Source organism: uncultured Faecalibacterium sp. (genome assembly GCF_900066275.1).
GTDB classification, from domain to species: domain Bacteria; phylum Bacillota; class Clostridia; order Oscillospirales; family Ruminococcaceae; genus Faecalibacterium; species Faecalibacterium taiwanense.
In genome coordinates this window covers 48,079-62,744 of sequence record NZ_FMFG01000002.1, presented here as the reverse complement: position 1 = coordinate 62,744, position 14,666 = coordinate 48,079, and the positions used below count along the sequence as shown (strand labels likewise).

Genomic DNA, 14,666 nt, shown 5'->3' with positions numbered 1-14,666 from the left:
CTTTTCCACACGCTTGGCCATCAATTCATCCATTTTTGCACGGATGTCCGCTGCGTTTCCGGGCTGCAGATGGAACTGTGCCGAGAGGATGCAGCCGCTGTTCTCTTCAAAAATGCTGTGGCGATAGCGGAGATCCAGCTCTGCGGCAGGCACTTCTCTGACCTCGCCTTCTGCCGCCAGATACCGCACTGTGGTGAGCACATCCTTCATCTCGCCGCCGTAGGCACCCGCATTCATATACACTGCACCGCCCACCGTGCCGGGGATACCGTAGGCAAATTCCAGCCCGGACAAGCCATGCTTCAGTGCCGCCTTACACAGTGCCGCAAGGCGGACACCTGCGCCTGCGGTCAGGACTGTATCTTCCACCGCGATCTCTGCGTCCAGTGCCGAAACATCGATCACCACGCCGGAAAAGCCTTCGTCCGCAAACAGGATGTTGCTGCCGTTGCCCAGCAGGTAATAGCGGACAGCCAGCTCTTTGCAAAGCGCAACTGCACTGCAGAGCTGCTGCTCGTTTTCCGGCATGACAAACAGCTGTGCCGGGCCTCCGATTTTAAAGGTACAGTGCGCCGCAAGCGGTTCGTTCTCCCTGAACGGGATTGCCGCTGCCTGCAGTTTCTGCTTGAATCGTTCCATGATAACTTGCTCCTTTTGCGGTGTGGGATCAATCCATTTTATCGTCCAGCCCCAGACGGATCAGCAGTTCACGCGCTGCGTTGTAACCCATCTTCTTCTGGCGGTTGTTGATGGCTGCAGTTTCCAGCACGACAGCCAGATTGCGGCCCGGTGAAACCGGAATGCTGGTGCTGGGAATGCTGACGCCCAGAATGTCGTAGTATTCGTTTTCCAGACCGGTGCGCTGGTAGTTCTTAGTGGGGTCCCATGCTTCCAGCTGAACCACAAGGTCAAGGCTTTCGCTCAGCTTGACCGCGCCCACGCCGTACACACGGGCCACATTGATGATGCCAATGCCGCGCAGCTCAATGAAGTGGCGGATATTCTCCGGGGCAGTACCCATGATCTGGCGGTTGGACACCTTGCGCAGCTCCACCGCATCATCTGCCACAAGGCGGTGGCCGCGCTTGACCAGCTCGATGGCAAGCTCGCTTTTGCCAATGCCGCTGTCGCCCAGGATCAGGATGCCTTCGCCGTACACTTCCACCAGCACACCATGGCGGGTGATACGCGGTGCCAGTTCCAGATTCAGCACACTGATCAGGCTGCCCATCAGAGTGCAGGTGGTCTCATTGGAGCGCAGCAGTGCAACACCATGCTTCTGGGCCAGCTCCTGCATCTCCGGGAAAGGAGTCAGTTCTTCGCTGCGGCAGACGATAACAGCCGGCGGCTGCTGACGGAACAGCTGATCCAGCGCCTCGTAGCGTTTTTCCGGTGAAAGGCCGGACAGAAAGTTCATCTCGGCCAGACCCATGATCTGCAGACGCAGCTTATCAAAATAATCATAATAGCCCGCCAGAAACAGACCCGGGCGGTTCACTTCGGCGATCTCCACACAGATCTGATCCAGTTCCTTCGGCGTATAGACAACTTCCATACTGACACGGTCGGTCAGCGTTTTGAGCGAGACATTGAATGTGCCCATTCTTGTTCCTCCTGTGCTCCCTTTTGCTGCACAGCCCTGCCTGCTGTCAGGTACCGTGCAGGATTCCTTCTTATTATTATAATAGAACGATCGGTAAAAAACAATATTGTGCGGGCGGCTTTTTCGCAGCCCGGCAAGAATGCACGCAGCAGCGCAGCCATGTACTGATTTTTTACATTTTTCTTACCTTTACACGGATTTTACATTCCCTCGATTTTGGATTTTACATTGCATCTGTATACTCAAAATCAGGAGAAACACATCAAAAACACGTCAAACAAAAGTGAGGAAATCTTTATGACCATCTTCAATGTCTTTTCCCTGCTTGGAGGTCTTGCCCTGTTCCTGTTCGGCATGGACATCATGGGCAAAGCACTGGAAAAGCAGGCCGGCGGCCAGCTGCAGAAGATCCTGAGCAAGCTGACTGACAACCCCCTTAAAGGCTTTTTCCTTGGCCTGTGCGTCACCGCTGTGATCCAGAGTTCCAGCGCTACCACGGTCATGGTGGTCGGCTTTGTCAACAGCGGCATCATGGAGCTGCATCAGGCCATCGGCGTGATCATGGGCAGCAATGTGGGCACCACTGTCACCAGCTGGATCCTGAGCCTTTCCGGCCTGCAGGGCGACAGCCTCCTCATCAATCTGCTCAAACCCACTTCTTTCAGTCCTTTGCTTGCATTTATCGGCATTTTGCTGTATATGTGTAAGAGTGAGAAGAAAAAAGGCGTGGGCACCATCCTCATCGGCTTTGCCGTGCTGATGACTGGCATGACCACCATGTCTAACGCCGTCCTGCCCCTGCAGAACGAGGCATGGTTCACCAGCCTGTTCACCCGCTTTTCCAACCCCCTTCTGGGCGTTCTGGTGGGTGCCCTTGTTACCGGCATCATCCAGAGCTCCAGCGCCAGCGTGGGTATTCTGCAGGCGCTGAGCGCCACCGGCGTGATCACCTACGGCAGTGCCATTCCCATTATCATGGGTCAGAACATCGGCACCTGCGTTACCGCGTTGATCTCCTCTGTGGGTGCCAACAAGAATGCACGCCGTGCTGCCATGGTCCATCTGTACTTCAACATCATCGGTGTGACCATCTTCCTTGTCGGCTTTTACGGCCTGAATACGGTCTGCCACTTTGCTTTTGTGAACACCACCATCGAGGCATGGGGCATCGCTGTGGTGCACTCGGTGTTCAATATCGTGGCAACGCTGGTGCTGCTGCCCTTTGCAAACCTGCTGGAAAAGCTTGCCATCCTCACCATTCCGGATTCGCCGGAAAAGGAAAGCTTTGCGCTGCTGGATGACCGCCTGCTGAACACCCCTGCCGTGGCCGTAGAGCGTGCACGCTCTGCAACTGCTGAAATGGCAGAGCTTGCCCGTGTGGGCGTGATGCAGGCCATGAGCCTGACTCATGATTGGAACGACATACTTGCGCAGAAAGTCCGCGAGGAAGAGACGCAGGTAGACCGTTACGAGGACGCTCTCGGCACCTATCTCGTCAAGCTTTCCAGCCGTGAGTTGAACCATGCCGACAGCCAGAGCGTAAATACCCTGCTGCACACCATCAGCGATTTTGAGCGCATCAGCGACCATTCCGTAAACCTGATGGAATCTGCCGAGGAGATGCACACCAAAGAAATCCAGTTCTCGCAGGATGCCCGCGACGAGCTGCAGGTGCTGGAGGATGCGGTGCAGGATATTCTGAACCGCACCACTGATGCTTTCCGCAAGGGTGATCTGCATCTTGCCAGCAAGGTGGAACCGCTGGAAGCCGTGGTCAACGAGCTGGTACGTGCCATCAAGGCCCACCACATTGCCCGCCTGCAGGCCGGCAGCTGCTCCATTGAATATGGCTTTGTGCTGGACGACCTGCTGACTAACTATGAGCGTGTGTGCGACCACTGCAGCAACGTAGCCGTTGCACAGATCGAGGTTGCACAGGACAGCTTTGATACCCACGCATACCTCAACGAGCTGCGTCACGGCAATGACACCAAGGAAAGTGAGGAATTCCATCGCCGTCTTGACCGTTACCGTGAACGCTATCTCTTCCCTGAAAATCAATCTGCGGAGGATTTTGACAAATGATCTATATTGTTGAAGACGATGCCGCCATCCGGGAGCTGGAACAGTATGCCCTGCAGTCCAGCGGATACGAAGTGACCAGCTTTGAAAGCTCTGAGCCGTTCTGGCAGGCCATGCACGCTGCAGAGCCGGAACTGGTGATCTTAGACGTGATGCTGCCCGGTGAGGACGGTTTTTCCATCCTGAAAAAGCTGCGCAACACCCCTTCCCTGCGCAGGCTGCCCATCATTATGGTCACGGCTAAGTCCAGTGAGCTGGACACCGTGCGCGGGCTGGACTGCGGTGCCGATGATTACATCTCAAAGCCTTTTGGCATCATGGAATTTTTGAGCCGGGTGCGCGCCGCCTTGCGCCGCTCGGCTCCGGAAGCACGTCCCAACGTACTCAGCTTTCACGAGATCCTGCTGGACAATGCCCGTCACAACGTGACTGTGAGCGGAACGCCGGTGGAGCTGACCTACAAGGAGTACAGTCTGCTGCGTTTGCTGCTGGAGAACACCAATCTGGTGGTGACACGCGAGACCATTCTGCAGGTGGTGTGGGGCACCGACATTTCGGTGGAGAGCCGCACTGTGGATATGCATATCCGCACCCTGCGCAAAAAGCTGGGGGATGCCGGCAAATACATTTGCACTGTGCGCAAGGTGGGTTACAAGCTGACCGATGAAGAGGAGGCCGGTGAAGAATGAAGCTGCGCAGCATGGAAGAAAAGATCAGCTACCGCCTGTTCCTGATGGGCTTCCTTGGTCTGCTGTTCACGGCGGCGCTTTGCATCTTTGTTTTTCACAAGGCATTCACGGCTCAGGCATGGACCAGCCTTGAGCGGGAAGCCGATCTGGTAAGCGCCGGTTATGATCTGGTGCAGGACCCGCAGCAGCTTTCGTCCTTTGTTACCAATGATCTGCGCATCACCCTGATCTCGCAGGACGGCAGCGTGCTGTTTGAATCTGCTACCGATCAGCCCATGGAGAACCATCTCTCCCGCCCGGAGATCCGTCAGGCCATGACCGAAGGTGTGGGCCGGGACATCCGCGATTCCCAGACCATGGGCTACGAGACCTATTACTATGCCGTACTGTTACCCAACGGTGAGATTTTGCGCATGGCACAGGATGCAGAAACGGTCTGGTCTATTTATGATTCGACCCTGCCTGCCATCGTGCTGAGCTGCGTTGCACTCATGCTGGCCGCCGCTGTGCTGGCAGCTCTGCTCACCCGTGCATTGGTCTTCCCTGTGCTGAGCATGACCGAAGATCTGGATCATATTCAGGACAATGTTCCCTATAAGGAGCTTGTCCCCTTTGCCGAAAGCATCCACTCTGACCGCATCCTCCGTGAGAACAATGAAAAGATGCGGCAGGAGTTTACTGCCAATGTCAGCCATGAGCTGAAGACCCCGCTGACCAGTATTTCCGGCTATGCGGAGCTGATCGAGACCGGCATTGCAAAGCCTGAGGATGTGCCGGGCTTTGCCCAGAAGATCCATGTGGAGGCCAGCCGTATGATCCAGCTGGTGAACGATATCCTGCAGCTTTCCAGTCTGGACAACGCCAGCGAAGCCGGTTCTGAGCCAGAGATGGAGACAGTGGATCTGCTTACCGTTGCCAAGGACTGCGTAGAGCGCCAGAAGCTGAATGCCCGCCGGGCTTACATCTCGCTGAACTGTCTGGGCGAAAGTGCTCTTGTGCACGGCAACCGTGCCCTGCTGGACGAGCTATGCCAGAACCTGTGCGATAATGCGATCCGTTATAATCGTCCCGGCGGTAAGGTACAGATCACCACAGCCTGCAGCCGCGACGGACACTGCACCCTGACTGTGGCCGATAACGGCATCGGCATCCCGAAAGAAGCACAGTCCAGCGTATTTGAGCGCTTCTATCGTGTGGATAAGAGCCGCAGCAAGGCTACCGGCGGTACCGGTCTGGGCCTTGCCATCGTCAAGCATATCGCACGCATCCACAACGCACGCATCAAGCTGGAAAGTCAGGTGGATGTGGGCACTACCATTACTGTCACCTTCCCCACTGCCAACTGAATCACATCGGTAAAAATCTCACGTCTGCCTGCAATTGCGGGCAGGCGTTTTTTATTGTGATCTTTTCTCTGCCCACACCGTTCTGCAATGCACTGCGCTGCTGCAGATGCACAAGGTCGATGCCCTGCTGCCAGAAAGACTGCACCGTCTGCGTGCACAGTTCTGCCAGCTGTTTGCACTGTGCGGCGCTGGGCTGCGGCGTATCATAGCTGCGCTGACAGTCCAGCCGCAGACTGGCAGTTTCTTCCCGCAGGGTGACAGACACGCTGCATCGGCGGACCGTTACCGGCTCACCTTCCAGCCAGAAAGTATGCACGCCGCCCATTTTCATCAAAAGCCGCGCTGTTTCCGCCTGCCGGGCCTCCAGCTCAATGCTGTTTTCCACTCGCCAGAGGATGCTTGTATCTGCAAGTGCCACTTCCTGTTTCTCTGCCCGCAGCTGCGGCAGAAGCATTCCGTCCTGATACTGGTAAAGCCTCGGCATCTGGTCTGCGCACTGCTTGAGCTGCTCAAGCAGTTTGTTCGGAAATTCCTGCTTTTCCGCTGGAAGTTCCTCCAAAAATCCATCGTCCATTTCCAGCACAGAAACTTTTGCCGATACCCTGCCCTGCCTGTTTTCCAGCACCGTACGCTCATACGCTGCAAGCAGCTCTGCCGATGCATCTTGATCGATCAGCAGATAATCGCACAGGCGGTAATCCGCTTTTTGCGGCAGTTGCTTTTGCGCCGCCGCCAGCGCTTTTGCCAGCGTGTCCGCCTGCGCCAACTGCAGCTGCACAGCCCCAGAAGCCTCGGATGCATCGGCGGCAGCTTCCGGAGCCTGATACAGCAGCCCTACGGTGATGGACTGTTCCTTCTGAGCAAGATACAGCGCACGAACCATGCTTTTTTCGGTGGTCTCGCAGCGCAGAAAAATCAGGCACCACCCGATCAAAAGCATCGCACTGAGAGAGCGCAGTTTCTTCTGCTTCATTTTGCCGCTCCTTTCCCGCACTGCACCGCGCGCTGCCACACGGTACGCACTGCCGCGCAGAGAAAGCCGGTGCGGAAGATCGCGCAGGTGAGCCAGATGAGCAAAAGCAGCGCATCCATGCGGGAGAAAACATCTGCACTCCATGCCCGCAGCAGTTCCTGTTCCGGGTAATCCGCTGCGCCAAATACGAGGCACATCCCGGCAGTAAGACCCGCCTGTGCCAGAAAGGTGAGCCATGGCAGCCAAGACATGCTGCGCGGCTCTTCATAACCTGCAAGAAGCGGCCAGAACAAATACTCCGCATACAGCGGAACACGCGGCCAGCGGGCCAGTTGCACAGCATCTGCCGTCAGCAGGTGCGCCCAGTCCATCTGCCCGGCAAGCCCTGTCAGACAGACCAGCCCACCCAGCAGCACGAACCACCATAGCACCCGTGCCGGAGCATCCCAGCCGGAAGGCGGAATACACCACCCTGCCCAGAGCAAAAGCGGCAGCAGGCCGATCAGCGCCATGGAGCGGAACTCCTGCTGGCAGATGTTCTGGGCCTGCATTACGGTTCCAAACAACTCTGCCAGAAACCATGCTCCTGCGGAAAACAGCCAGACCCCCTGCATGGCTGCCCGCTGCCAGCAGGCAGAGAACACCCCACTGATGCATGTGAGCAAAAGAGCCTGAACCGCCCCATGAATGATCATCCCACGCGGAGAGATACCGGTCTGCATTTCTTCTGCCAGCGCAGCTGTCCACACGCTCAGTGCCAGCACGGGAGCAGAAAAGCCTTTCTGTTTTTGCATCATTTTCCCTCCCGTTTCTGCCAGATATTAAAGTCGTGCGCTGAAAGGCGGCGGTAGTTGCGGCGGATGATGCCATCCTCTTCCATGGGCCGCTGCGGGAACGGATGCGCCGCCAGATATGGCACCTGCAGGCAGGCTGTGCCGGAAAGACTGAGCAGAACTGCAAAAAAAGCCCCCGCAAGGCCCACCGGCCCGGCAAGACCTGCAGCCAGCACCACACCCAGACGCAGCAGCGTAGCAGGCTCGTACAAAGAGGGCGTGACGAACACCGCGATGGCCGTGATGCTTGCCACAAAGATCACCGGCGTGCTCATAAGCCCGGTGGCAATGGCAGCATCGCCGATGATCAACGCGGACACCAGACTGACCGAATGCCCCAGCGACTGCGGCATCCGCAGACCTGCTTCCCGGATGACCTCCAAAATGAGTATGACCAGCAGCATTTCCGCAAACAGCGGCAGCGGTGTGGCCTTCTCCGCCGCTTCGATCTTGTACAGAAGCTGCGGTGGAATCAGCTCCGGCAGGTAAACCGCCAGACAGACGAACACACCCGGCAGAAATACTGTGAGGTAGAACGAAACATATTTGAGGATGCGCAGAAAAGAGGAAAACACGGCGGTGGATGCATAATCGTCCAAGCACTCAAAATTTTCGCAGAAAAGAGCCGGAAGCACCATGGCAGAGGGACTTCCGTTGACCAGCACCACGATCTTGCCCTCACAGATCTTTGCCGCCGCCACGGCAGGCCGCTCGGTGTAGCTTACCGGCGTGAACAGCCGCGCCTTGCCCGGCAGAAGCCACGGCACAAAGTAACTGGAATCCAGCAAAAGCTCCGGCTTTGCAGCGGCAAGCGCTTTGCGCACACGGATCACCATGGCGGAGTCCGCCCTGTTTTTGCAGTAGCAGATGGCGTATTCCGTTTGCATTTCGGTATCGGCCTGCGCCACCTCCTGCACCAGATGTTCGGTACGGATGAGCCGCCGCAGCAGGCTCAGATTGACCCGCAGCAGGTCGGCAAAGCCTTCGCGGGAGCCGCGCAGATTGCCCTCCCCGGAAGGCTCGTCTACCGAGCGGAACTTCAGTCCCTGCACTGAGAAGGCAATGCCCTTTGCGCAGCCGTCCAGCAGTAAGACCGCCATGCCTGCCGTCATTCGTTTGATCAGATCAGCCAGATCTGTTACCGGCTCACTTTCTGCCGGAAAGGCTGAGCCGTGCAGGATCAGCTCAAAGACCTGCGGCCCGGTGCAACGCTGGCCTGCCTGCTGCGGCGGTGCCTGACGGCTGGCCGCATCCAGTAAAAGCTCCCACAAAGAATCCAAGCTTGCCATGCCGTCAAACAGCAGGATGCTTCCCCTGCAATGATAAATCGTGATCTCCTTGGCATAATAATCCGCAGAGGTGCCAAACATTTTGTCCAGCACCGCAAGATTTGCCGCAAGGCTCTGTGATAACTGCCGCATCCAACCACTCCTTTGCACAGCAGTATGCCCGGCTGCAGCGGCATCCATTCCGCCAGAAACGACAGGAGGTCTTGTTACTTGAAGCTTCTGATCTGCCGCACTATCATCATTTATCTGTGCGTTCTGTTTGCCATGCGGCTGATGGGCAAGCGCCAGCTGGGCGAACTGCAGCCCGAAGAACTGGTGTCTACCATTCTCATTTCCAATCTGGCATCCATCTCCATTGAATCGGAAGAGGTGCCCATCACATCCAGCCTGATCCCGCTGTTTCTCATTGCAGCGCTGGAACTGCTGGGCTCCGTGCTGAGCTTCCGCAGCCAGAAATTCTTCAACTTTCTTTCCGGCAGACCAAAGACGGTGATCTTGGACGGGCAGATCGATCAGAATGCATTGCGGATGCTACGGCTGACCACAGCTGACCTGATGGAAGCGCTGCGCGGTAAAAATATTTTTGACCCACGGGAGGTCTCCTACGCGGTGATCGAGACGAACGGCACCCTTTCGGCAGCACTGCGGCCAGAAAAAGAGCCAGCCCGTCTTGCTGACCTGCAGCTGAAGGTGACCCATACCAACGCCACCATTCCCTTTGTGCTGGACGGACAGGTGCTGGAAGACAACCTGCGCTGGTGCGGCAAGGACCGCGCGTGGCTGGAACGCACGGCGCAGGCCAACACCCTGCTGCCGGAAGAAATTTTGCTGCTGATCGGCAACGAGACCGAGGATTATTTTTTGCTAAAAAAAGAGAACCGCCGTGCCGGCGGCTCCCATTGAGGTGAGCGGATGAAGCGGATCTATGCATGTATCGCCATTGTGGCCGTACTGCTGAGCGTGGCCTTTTACAGCAGCTGGAAGGTGCAGAGCTTTGCGGATGTGATCTCGGCAGACCTTGACACCGCCGCCGAAGCCATCCGCAATGCCGACTACCCTGCCGCCCGGCAGGCGCTTGCTGATGGTGCCGACCGGTGCGACCAAATGCGCACCAAAATGAACCACCTGCTGCGCACAGCAGATTTTACCGAGCTGGAAGCTGCGCTGCGGGCGGCGGACGGACACCTGGAAATGGGTGCCCCAGAGGAAGCCTTTGGTGAGCTGCGCCGCGCACAGGTACAGGTGGAAACACTGGAATGGCTCTCGCACCGGCTGGTATAAACAAAACCACCGGCCCTGCCCCATTGGGCGAAAGCCGGTGGTCTGATGCAAATTATTTCTGTGGTTCCTTGCGGTCGCCCATCAGCTTTTTCAGCTCATTGAAAAAACTTTCCACGTCTGCAAACTGACGGTAGACCGATGCAAAGCGAACATATGCCACTTCGTCGATCTTTTTCAGTTCCTGCATGGTCAGCTCACCGATGCGCACGCTGGGGATCTCACGGTCGTAGGAGCTGAGCAGCGTCTGCTCAATGCTGCTTACCGCACGCTCCAGCGATTCGTAGCTGACTGGCCGCTTGGCGCAGGCACGCACCATGGCGTTGAGCAGCTTCTGCCGGTCGAACGGCTCACGGGAGCTGTCCTTTTTGATGACCACAAGCGGAACAGTCTCCACGACCTCATAGGTCGTAAAGCGCATATGGCAGCTCAGGCATTCGCGGCGGCGGCGGATGCGCTCACTGTCTTCGGTGGGGCGGGAATCGATCACTTTGGATTCCTCGGCTCCGCAATAGGGACACTTCATGTTCTGTTCCTCCTGTCCGGTCTGACCGGGCTGTGTTTTTAGGCTTTGGTCTTGGGCTTGCGCTCACTCCACAGCACCCACGCAGAGGTGGAAACGCACAGCGAAGTGTACACGCCGCTGATCATGCCCATCATCAGCGGGAACGCAAAGGTAAAGATGCTGTCCAGACCATACAGCTTTGCCACGATGCACATAACGCCCAGCGCCATCACCGTGGTAATGGTGGTGATCAGGGTGCGGCGGGCGGACTGGTTCACCGAATGGTTCACCAGCTCTTCAAAGGATGCCTTTTTGCCCATCAGGGTGCGGTTCTCGCGGATACGGTCGTAGACCACAACGGTATCGTTGATGGAGTAGCCAAGGATGGTAAGCATGGCGGCAATGAAGTTGCCATCCAGCGCAGTGCGCAGCAGCACGAAGGTGCCAAACACCACCATCAGGTCGTTCACAAGCGCCAGCACTGCCATCATGCCGCCGGTCAGGCCGCCGATGTTCTTGAAGCGCAGGGCGATGTACAGCAGAATCAGCATCAGTGCAAACACCACGGCAACCAGACTCTTCTGCAGGAACTTGGTGCCCATGGCAGCGCTGACGTTGCTCAGCGACAGCTGTTCAAAATTGTTGTCCGGGCAGCTTTCGTTCAGGCTGTCCAGCAGCTTGGCCACCTGCTCGGTAGTCACTGTTTCGGTACCGGGCATCGAGATTTTCAGGGTCTGGCCACCGGTAGCAACATTCTCGCCGGTCTGCAGGGTCAGGCCGTTATTCTCCAATGCAGAGGATGCAACCTTCTGCACATCCGACATGGTAAAGCTGCCCTCGTAGCTCAGGGTGATCATGGCACCGCCGGTGAACTCGGTATCCAGATGGACACCCAAAACCACAGCGCACAGCACGATGGCTGCCATCAGGCAGGAGGAGATCGTCAGGAAGCGCTTGCGCAGGACCACAAAGTCGATGGGCTTCTTCTCGGTTTTTTCCTTGCCGGGCTTTTCTGCACCGTAGAGCCAAGGGTTGCGCAGAGCCTTGATGGATGCCGCACCGCGGATCATCACACGGGTTGCGAACACGCCGAACACAAAGTTCAGCAGCACGCCGGTGAGCAGCGTGTAACCGAAGGCATAAATAGTGCCTGCGGTGGAGGGACCAAAGGCAAAGAACACAAAGTGGAGTGCCTTTGCAAACATGCCGTCCGAGGGGCCAAAGGCACCCATCAGCACGATGGCCACGATGACGATGGTCACGTTGCCGTCAACGATGGGGGTCAGGCCGCGGGCAAAACCGCTCTTGAGCGCGCCATCCAGAGACTTGCCGTTTTTCAGCTCTTCCTTGATGCGTTCTGCCGTGATAACATTGGCATCCACGCCCATGCCGATGGCAAGGATGATGCCTGCGATGCCGGGCAGGGTCATGGTAAAGCTTTCAAACACCGGGAAGTAGCCGGAAACGAACGCCAGCGTTGCTGCCACCTGACCAGCCAGTGCAATACATGCAAGGAAGCCCGGCAGACGGTACAGCATCGTCATGAACACCACGATCAGTGCAAAGGCGATCAGGCCGGCCAGAACCATGGCGCTCAGGCTGTTCTCGCCCAGACTGGGGCTGACGGTGGAATAGCTGTCCACCGTCAGTGCAAAGGGCAGTGCGCCGGAGTTGATCTGGCGGGCCATCTTGACGACCTGCTCCTGCGTGAAAGGATTGGAAGCCGAGCTTGTAATGATGGCAGAGCCATCGGTAATAGCGGTGTTGACCGTGGCCGTGCTCACGTTTTCATCGTCCAGCCAGATGCTGATGGTGCCGCCCGATGCAGCCAGCTTTGTGGTAGCATCGCCAAATGCCTTGGCACCGTCATCGGTGAACTTCAAGGAGACGAAATATTCCGAAGCACCGCCATTACTGACGGGGCCATACTGAGCTGCGGCGCTCTCGATCATGGAGCCGTCCAGGATCAGCTCACCGTCCGCACTGCTTCCCTCGCGGAAGGTCAGATAGGCAGTGGTGCCGATCTCATCGATCGCCGCTTCCGGGTCAAAATCTGTCTCACCGGACTGCCACGGGAATTCCAGGATCAGGCTGTCGGAATTGTTGTCCACATACAGCTCATAGTCGGTCACGTTCAGCGCCACGAGACGGTTCTCAATGACGAGCTGGGCTGCTTCCAGCTGTTCTTCGGTAGCATCGTAGCCATCCGACGGCACAAAGGTGACGTTGACACCGCCCTTAATATCCACACCGAAGCGGATATCCTTTGCACCTTTGATATAGGTCGTGGTCGTATCGCCATACTTGGCATACACACCGAAGAACGCAGTATACACAAATACCACGATCAACAGCACTGTGGCGATCAGATGCCATGCTTTTCCTTTTGTTTTCATAAAATTCAGGGAACCTCCAAAAGCAGCAGTTCTTGCAGCTGCCGCCCGTATTCTAGTGCGGACCGCCTGCTCCGGCGGGCCTTATCATTTCCGCAAGGGGGCCGTCGTGCCGGCTTTCTTGCGACAAAACTCCCCTGACGGCCCAGACGGGCCGCACAGAGGAGATAAAATCAAAAAATGTTAGTCTGCCTTGTCAGCCAGCAGTTTTTCTGCCACAGCCAGACGCACACAGATGCACAGCAGTTCGGAAGCGGTTTCCACCTCGTCCAGACTGGGATAGGTGGGCGCAATGCGCAGGTGAGAATCCTCGGGGTCCTTGTGATAGGGATATGCAGAACCGGCACCGGTCAGGGTCAGGCCCGCATCCTTGCACAGACCCGCCACGCGCTTTGCACAGCCGGGCATCACATACAGGCTGATGAAGTAGCCGCCCTTGGGGTCCGTCCAGTGGGCAATATCCCCGCAGGGGATGAGGTTGTTCTTGAATGCGGTCTTGACGGCATCAAAGCAGGGCACCAGACGACGACGGTGCTTTGCCATGTGGGCCAGCACACCTTCTTTGTTCTTCAGGAAGCGGACGTGGCGCAGCTGGTTCATCTTGTCGTAGCTGATGATCATGACCGAGAAGCGCTTGCAGATATACTTCATGCTGCTCTCGCTGCAGGCAATGGCAGAGACACCTGCGCCCGGGAAGGTGATCTTGCTGGTGGAAGTGAACATGAACACACGGTTTTCGTTGCCGTACTTCTTGCTCTCGTTCAGCAGCACCGGAGTCTCGATGATCTCATCGGTCAGGTGATGGACGATATAGGCTTCATCCCAGAAGATTTTGAAATCAGGCGCAGCGGTCTTCATCTTGGCAAAACGCTCGATGGTCTCATCGCTGTAGGTGTAGCCATCGGGGTTGGAATACTGCGGCACACACCAGATGCCCTTGATGTCAGGATCCTCGGCCACCAGCTTTTCCACAATGTCCATATCCGGGCCATTGGGGGTCATAGGCACGCTGACCAGCTCAAAGCCAAACTCCTCGGTAATAGCAAAGTGACGGTCATAGCCGGGCACCGGGCAGAGGAACTTGCGCTTCTCCACCTGAGACCAGGGGCACGGAGACTCCGGGAAACCGAACACATAGCCGATATTGACGAGGTTATACATCAGCTGCAGGCTGGAGTTGCCGCCCACGAACACTTCCTCCGGCTTTACGCCAAAGACATCCGCAAACAGCACGCGGGCCTCCTGCAGGCCTTCCAGCTCGCCATAGTTGCGGGCATCCGTGCCAGCATCGGTGGTATAGTCATTCATCTTCAGCAGGTCCATAGCCAGATCCATCTGGTGAGGGCCGGGCTTGCCGCGGGCCATATTCAGCTTGAGGCCCTTGGCCTGAAATTCTTTGTACTTTGCCTCAAGCGCTGCCTTTTCGGCAGTGAGTTCATCACGATTCATTGCAAGATAATTTGCCATTGAAAACACACTCCTTTATCGTACTTCCTGTTACCCATAGCGCCAGAGCGGCATTTTGCGGAGCATTCCTGCCAGGGAGCGTTCCCCATGCCATTCCAGACCTTAATATTATAGTACATTTTGCCCTCGGAAACAAGAATAATAAAGCAAAAAGCCCTGCCAAAAGCAAAAAGCTTTTGAAACAGAGCTTGAATGCCGGGTCTTTGCT

At 56.7% G+C, this 14,666-nt stretch carries 13 protein-coding genes; 5 read left to right on the top strand and 8 right to left on the bottom strand.

Features of this window, described 5'->3' with window-relative positions; all coding sequences use genetic code 11:
• The coding region (gene murB / locus QZL71_RS01180; RefSeq protein ID WP_294647403.1) for a UDP-N-acetylmuramate dehydrogenase at positions 1-639 on the bottom strand (639 nt) is incomplete at its 3' end.
• Between the two features lie 28 nt (positions 640-667).
• Positions 668-1,603: an HPr(Ser) kinase/phosphatase gene (gene hprK / locus QZL71_RS01175; RefSeq protein ID WP_120079314.1), complete on the bottom strand. Its 936-nt coding sequence runs from the start codon at positions 1,601-1,603 to the stop codon at positions 668-670.
• 297 nt (positions 1,604-1,900) lie between these two features.
• Between hprK and QZL71_RS01170 the strand changes: the two genes are divergently transcribed.
• Genes QZL71_RS01170 through QZL71_RS01160 form a run of 3 tightly spaced genes read left to right on the top strand, consistent with a single transcriptional unit; the run spans position 1,901 to position 5,720 of the window.
• A complete protein-coding gene (locus tag QZL71_RS01170) occupies positions 1,901-3,688 on the top strand; it encodes a Na/Pi cotransporter family protein (protein ID WP_294647401.1) in 1,788 nt (595 codons plus the stop codon).
• A complete protein-coding gene (locus tag QZL71_RS01165; RefSeq protein ID WP_097775630.1) occupies positions 3,685-4,374 on the top strand; it encodes a response regulator transcription factor in 690 nt (229 codons plus the stop codon). Before QZL71_RS01170 ends, QZL71_RS01165 begins: the two co-directional genes overlap by 4 nt.
• The gene (locus QZL71_RS01160) at positions 4,371-5,720 is read left to right on the top strand and encodes a sensor histidine kinase (RefSeq protein WP_294647399.1); all 1,350 of its coding nucleotides are present in this window, start codon (positions 4,371-4,373) and stop codon (positions 5,718-5,720) included. The genes QZL71_RS01165 and QZL71_RS01160 overlap by 4 nt, the downstream gene beginning before the upstream one ends.
• Before the next feature lies 1 nt (position 5,721).
• On the opposite strand, the gene QZL71_RS01155 is transcribed toward QZL71_RS01160, so the two are convergent.
• The 3 genes from QZL71_RS01155 to QZL71_RS01145 are packed head-to-tail and all read right to left on the bottom strand — an operon-like array spanning position 5,722 to position 8,947.
• Complete coding sequence (locus QZL71_RS01155) at positions 5,722-6,693, bottom strand: hypothetical protein (RefSeq protein WP_294647398.1); 972 nt, start codon at positions 6,691-6,693, stop codon at positions 5,722-5,724.
• Positions 6,690-7,490 carry a hypothetical protein gene (locus tag QZL71_RS01150; protein WP_294647396.1) on the bottom strand — a complete coding sequence of 267 codons (801 nt, stop codon included), beginning with the start codon at positions 7,488-7,490 and terminating at the stop codon, positions 6,690-6,692. Before QZL71_RS01150 ends, QZL71_RS01155 begins: the two co-directional genes overlap by 4 nt.
• The gene (locus QZL71_RS01145; protein ID WP_294647394.1) at positions 7,487-8,947 is read right to left on the bottom strand and encodes a spore germination protein; all 1,461 of its coding nucleotides are present in this window, start codon (positions 8,945-8,947) and stop codon (positions 7,487-7,489) included. Before QZL71_RS01145 ends, QZL71_RS01150 begins: the two co-directional genes overlap by 4 nt.
• A 78-nt stretch (positions 8,948-9,025) precedes the next feature.
• Here QZL71_RS01145 and QZL71_RS01140 point away from each other — a divergent pair, with 78 nt between their 5' ends.
• The gene (locus tag QZL71_RS01140; RefSeq protein WP_294647392.1) at positions 9,026-9,718 is read left to right on the top strand and encodes a DUF421 domain-containing protein; all 693 of its coding nucleotides are present in this window, start codon (positions 9,026-9,028) and stop codon (positions 9,716-9,718) included.
• A gap of 9 nt (positions 9,719-9,727) precedes the next feature.
• Entirely contained in the window at positions 9,728-10,096 is a 369-nt protein-coding gene (locus QZL71_RS01135) for a DUF4363 family protein (protein ID WP_005941949.1), read from the top strand.
• Positions 10,097-10,148: 52 nt separating this feature from the next.
• Here QZL71_RS01135 and nrdR read toward each other — a convergent pair whose 3' ends face one another.
• From nrdR to QZL71_RS01120, 3 genes are all read right to left on the bottom strand, one after another.
• Complete coding sequence (gene nrdR, locus QZL71_RS01130) at positions 10,149-10,619, bottom strand: transcriptional regulator NrdR (RefSeq protein ID WP_044953681.1); 471 nt, start codon at positions 10,617-10,619, stop codon at positions 10,149-10,151.
• A 38-nt stretch (positions 10,620-10,657) separates the two neighbouring features.
• Positions 10,658-12,994, bottom strand: a complete 2,337-nt coding sequence (gene secF, locus QZL71_RS01125; RefSeq protein ID WP_294647391.1) for a protein translocase subunit SecF — start codon at positions 12,992-12,994, stop codon at positions 10,658-10,660.
• A gap of 180 nt (positions 12,995-13,174) precedes the next feature.
• Complete coding sequence (locus tag QZL71_RS01120; protein WP_223387563.1) at positions 13,175-14,458, bottom strand: aminotransferase class I/II-fold pyridoxal phosphate-dependent enzyme; 1,284 nt, start codon at positions 14,456-14,458, stop codon at positions 13,175-13,177.
• Positions 14,459-14,666 lie beyond the last annotated feature (208 nt).

Bases quoted from the DNA above. Each gene is read 5' to 3' on its own strand.
- hprK (WP_120079314.1), bottom strand. From the start codon at position 1,603: ATGGGCACATTCAATGTCTCGCTCAAAACGCTGACCGACCGTGTCAGT.
- QZL71_RS01170 (WP_294647401.1), top strand. From the start codon at position 1,901: ATGACCATCTTCAATGTCTTTTCCCTGCTTGGAGGTCTTGCCCTGTTC.
- QZL71_RS01165 (WP_097775630.1), top strand. From the start codon at position 3,685: ATGATCTATATTGTTGAAGACGATGCCGCCATCCGGGAGCTGGAACAG.
- QZL71_RS01160 (WP_294647399.1), top strand. From the start codon at position 4,371: ATGAAGCTGCGCAGCATGGAAGAAAAGATCAGCTACCGCCTGTTCCTG.
- QZL71_RS01155 (WP_294647398.1), bottom strand. From the start codon at position 6,693: ATGAAGCAGAAGAAACTGCGCTCTCTCAGTGCGATGCTTTTGATCGGG.
- QZL71_RS01150 (WP_294647396.1), bottom strand. From the start codon at position 7,490: ATGATGCAAAAACAGAAAGGCTTTTCTGCTCCCGTGCTGGCACTGAGC.
- QZL71_RS01145 (WP_294647394.1), bottom strand. From the start codon at position 8,947: ATGCGGCAGTTATCACAGAGCCTTGCGGCAAATCTTGCGGTGCTGGAC.
- QZL71_RS01135 (WP_005941949.1), top strand. From the start codon at position 9,728: ATGAAGCGGATCTATGCATGTATCGCCATTGTGGCCGTACTGCTGAGC.
- nrdR (WP_044953681.1), bottom strand. From the start codon at position 10,619: ATGAAGTGTCCCTATTGCGGAGCCGAGGAATCCAAAGTGATCGATTCC.
- secF (WP_294647391.1), bottom strand. From the start codon at position 12,994: ATGAAAACAAAAGGAAAAGCATGGCATCTGATCGCCACAGTGCTGTTG.
- QZL71_RS01120 (WP_223387563.1), bottom strand. From the start codon at position 14,458: ATGGCAAATTATCTTGCAATGAATCGTGATGAACTCACTGCCGAAAAG.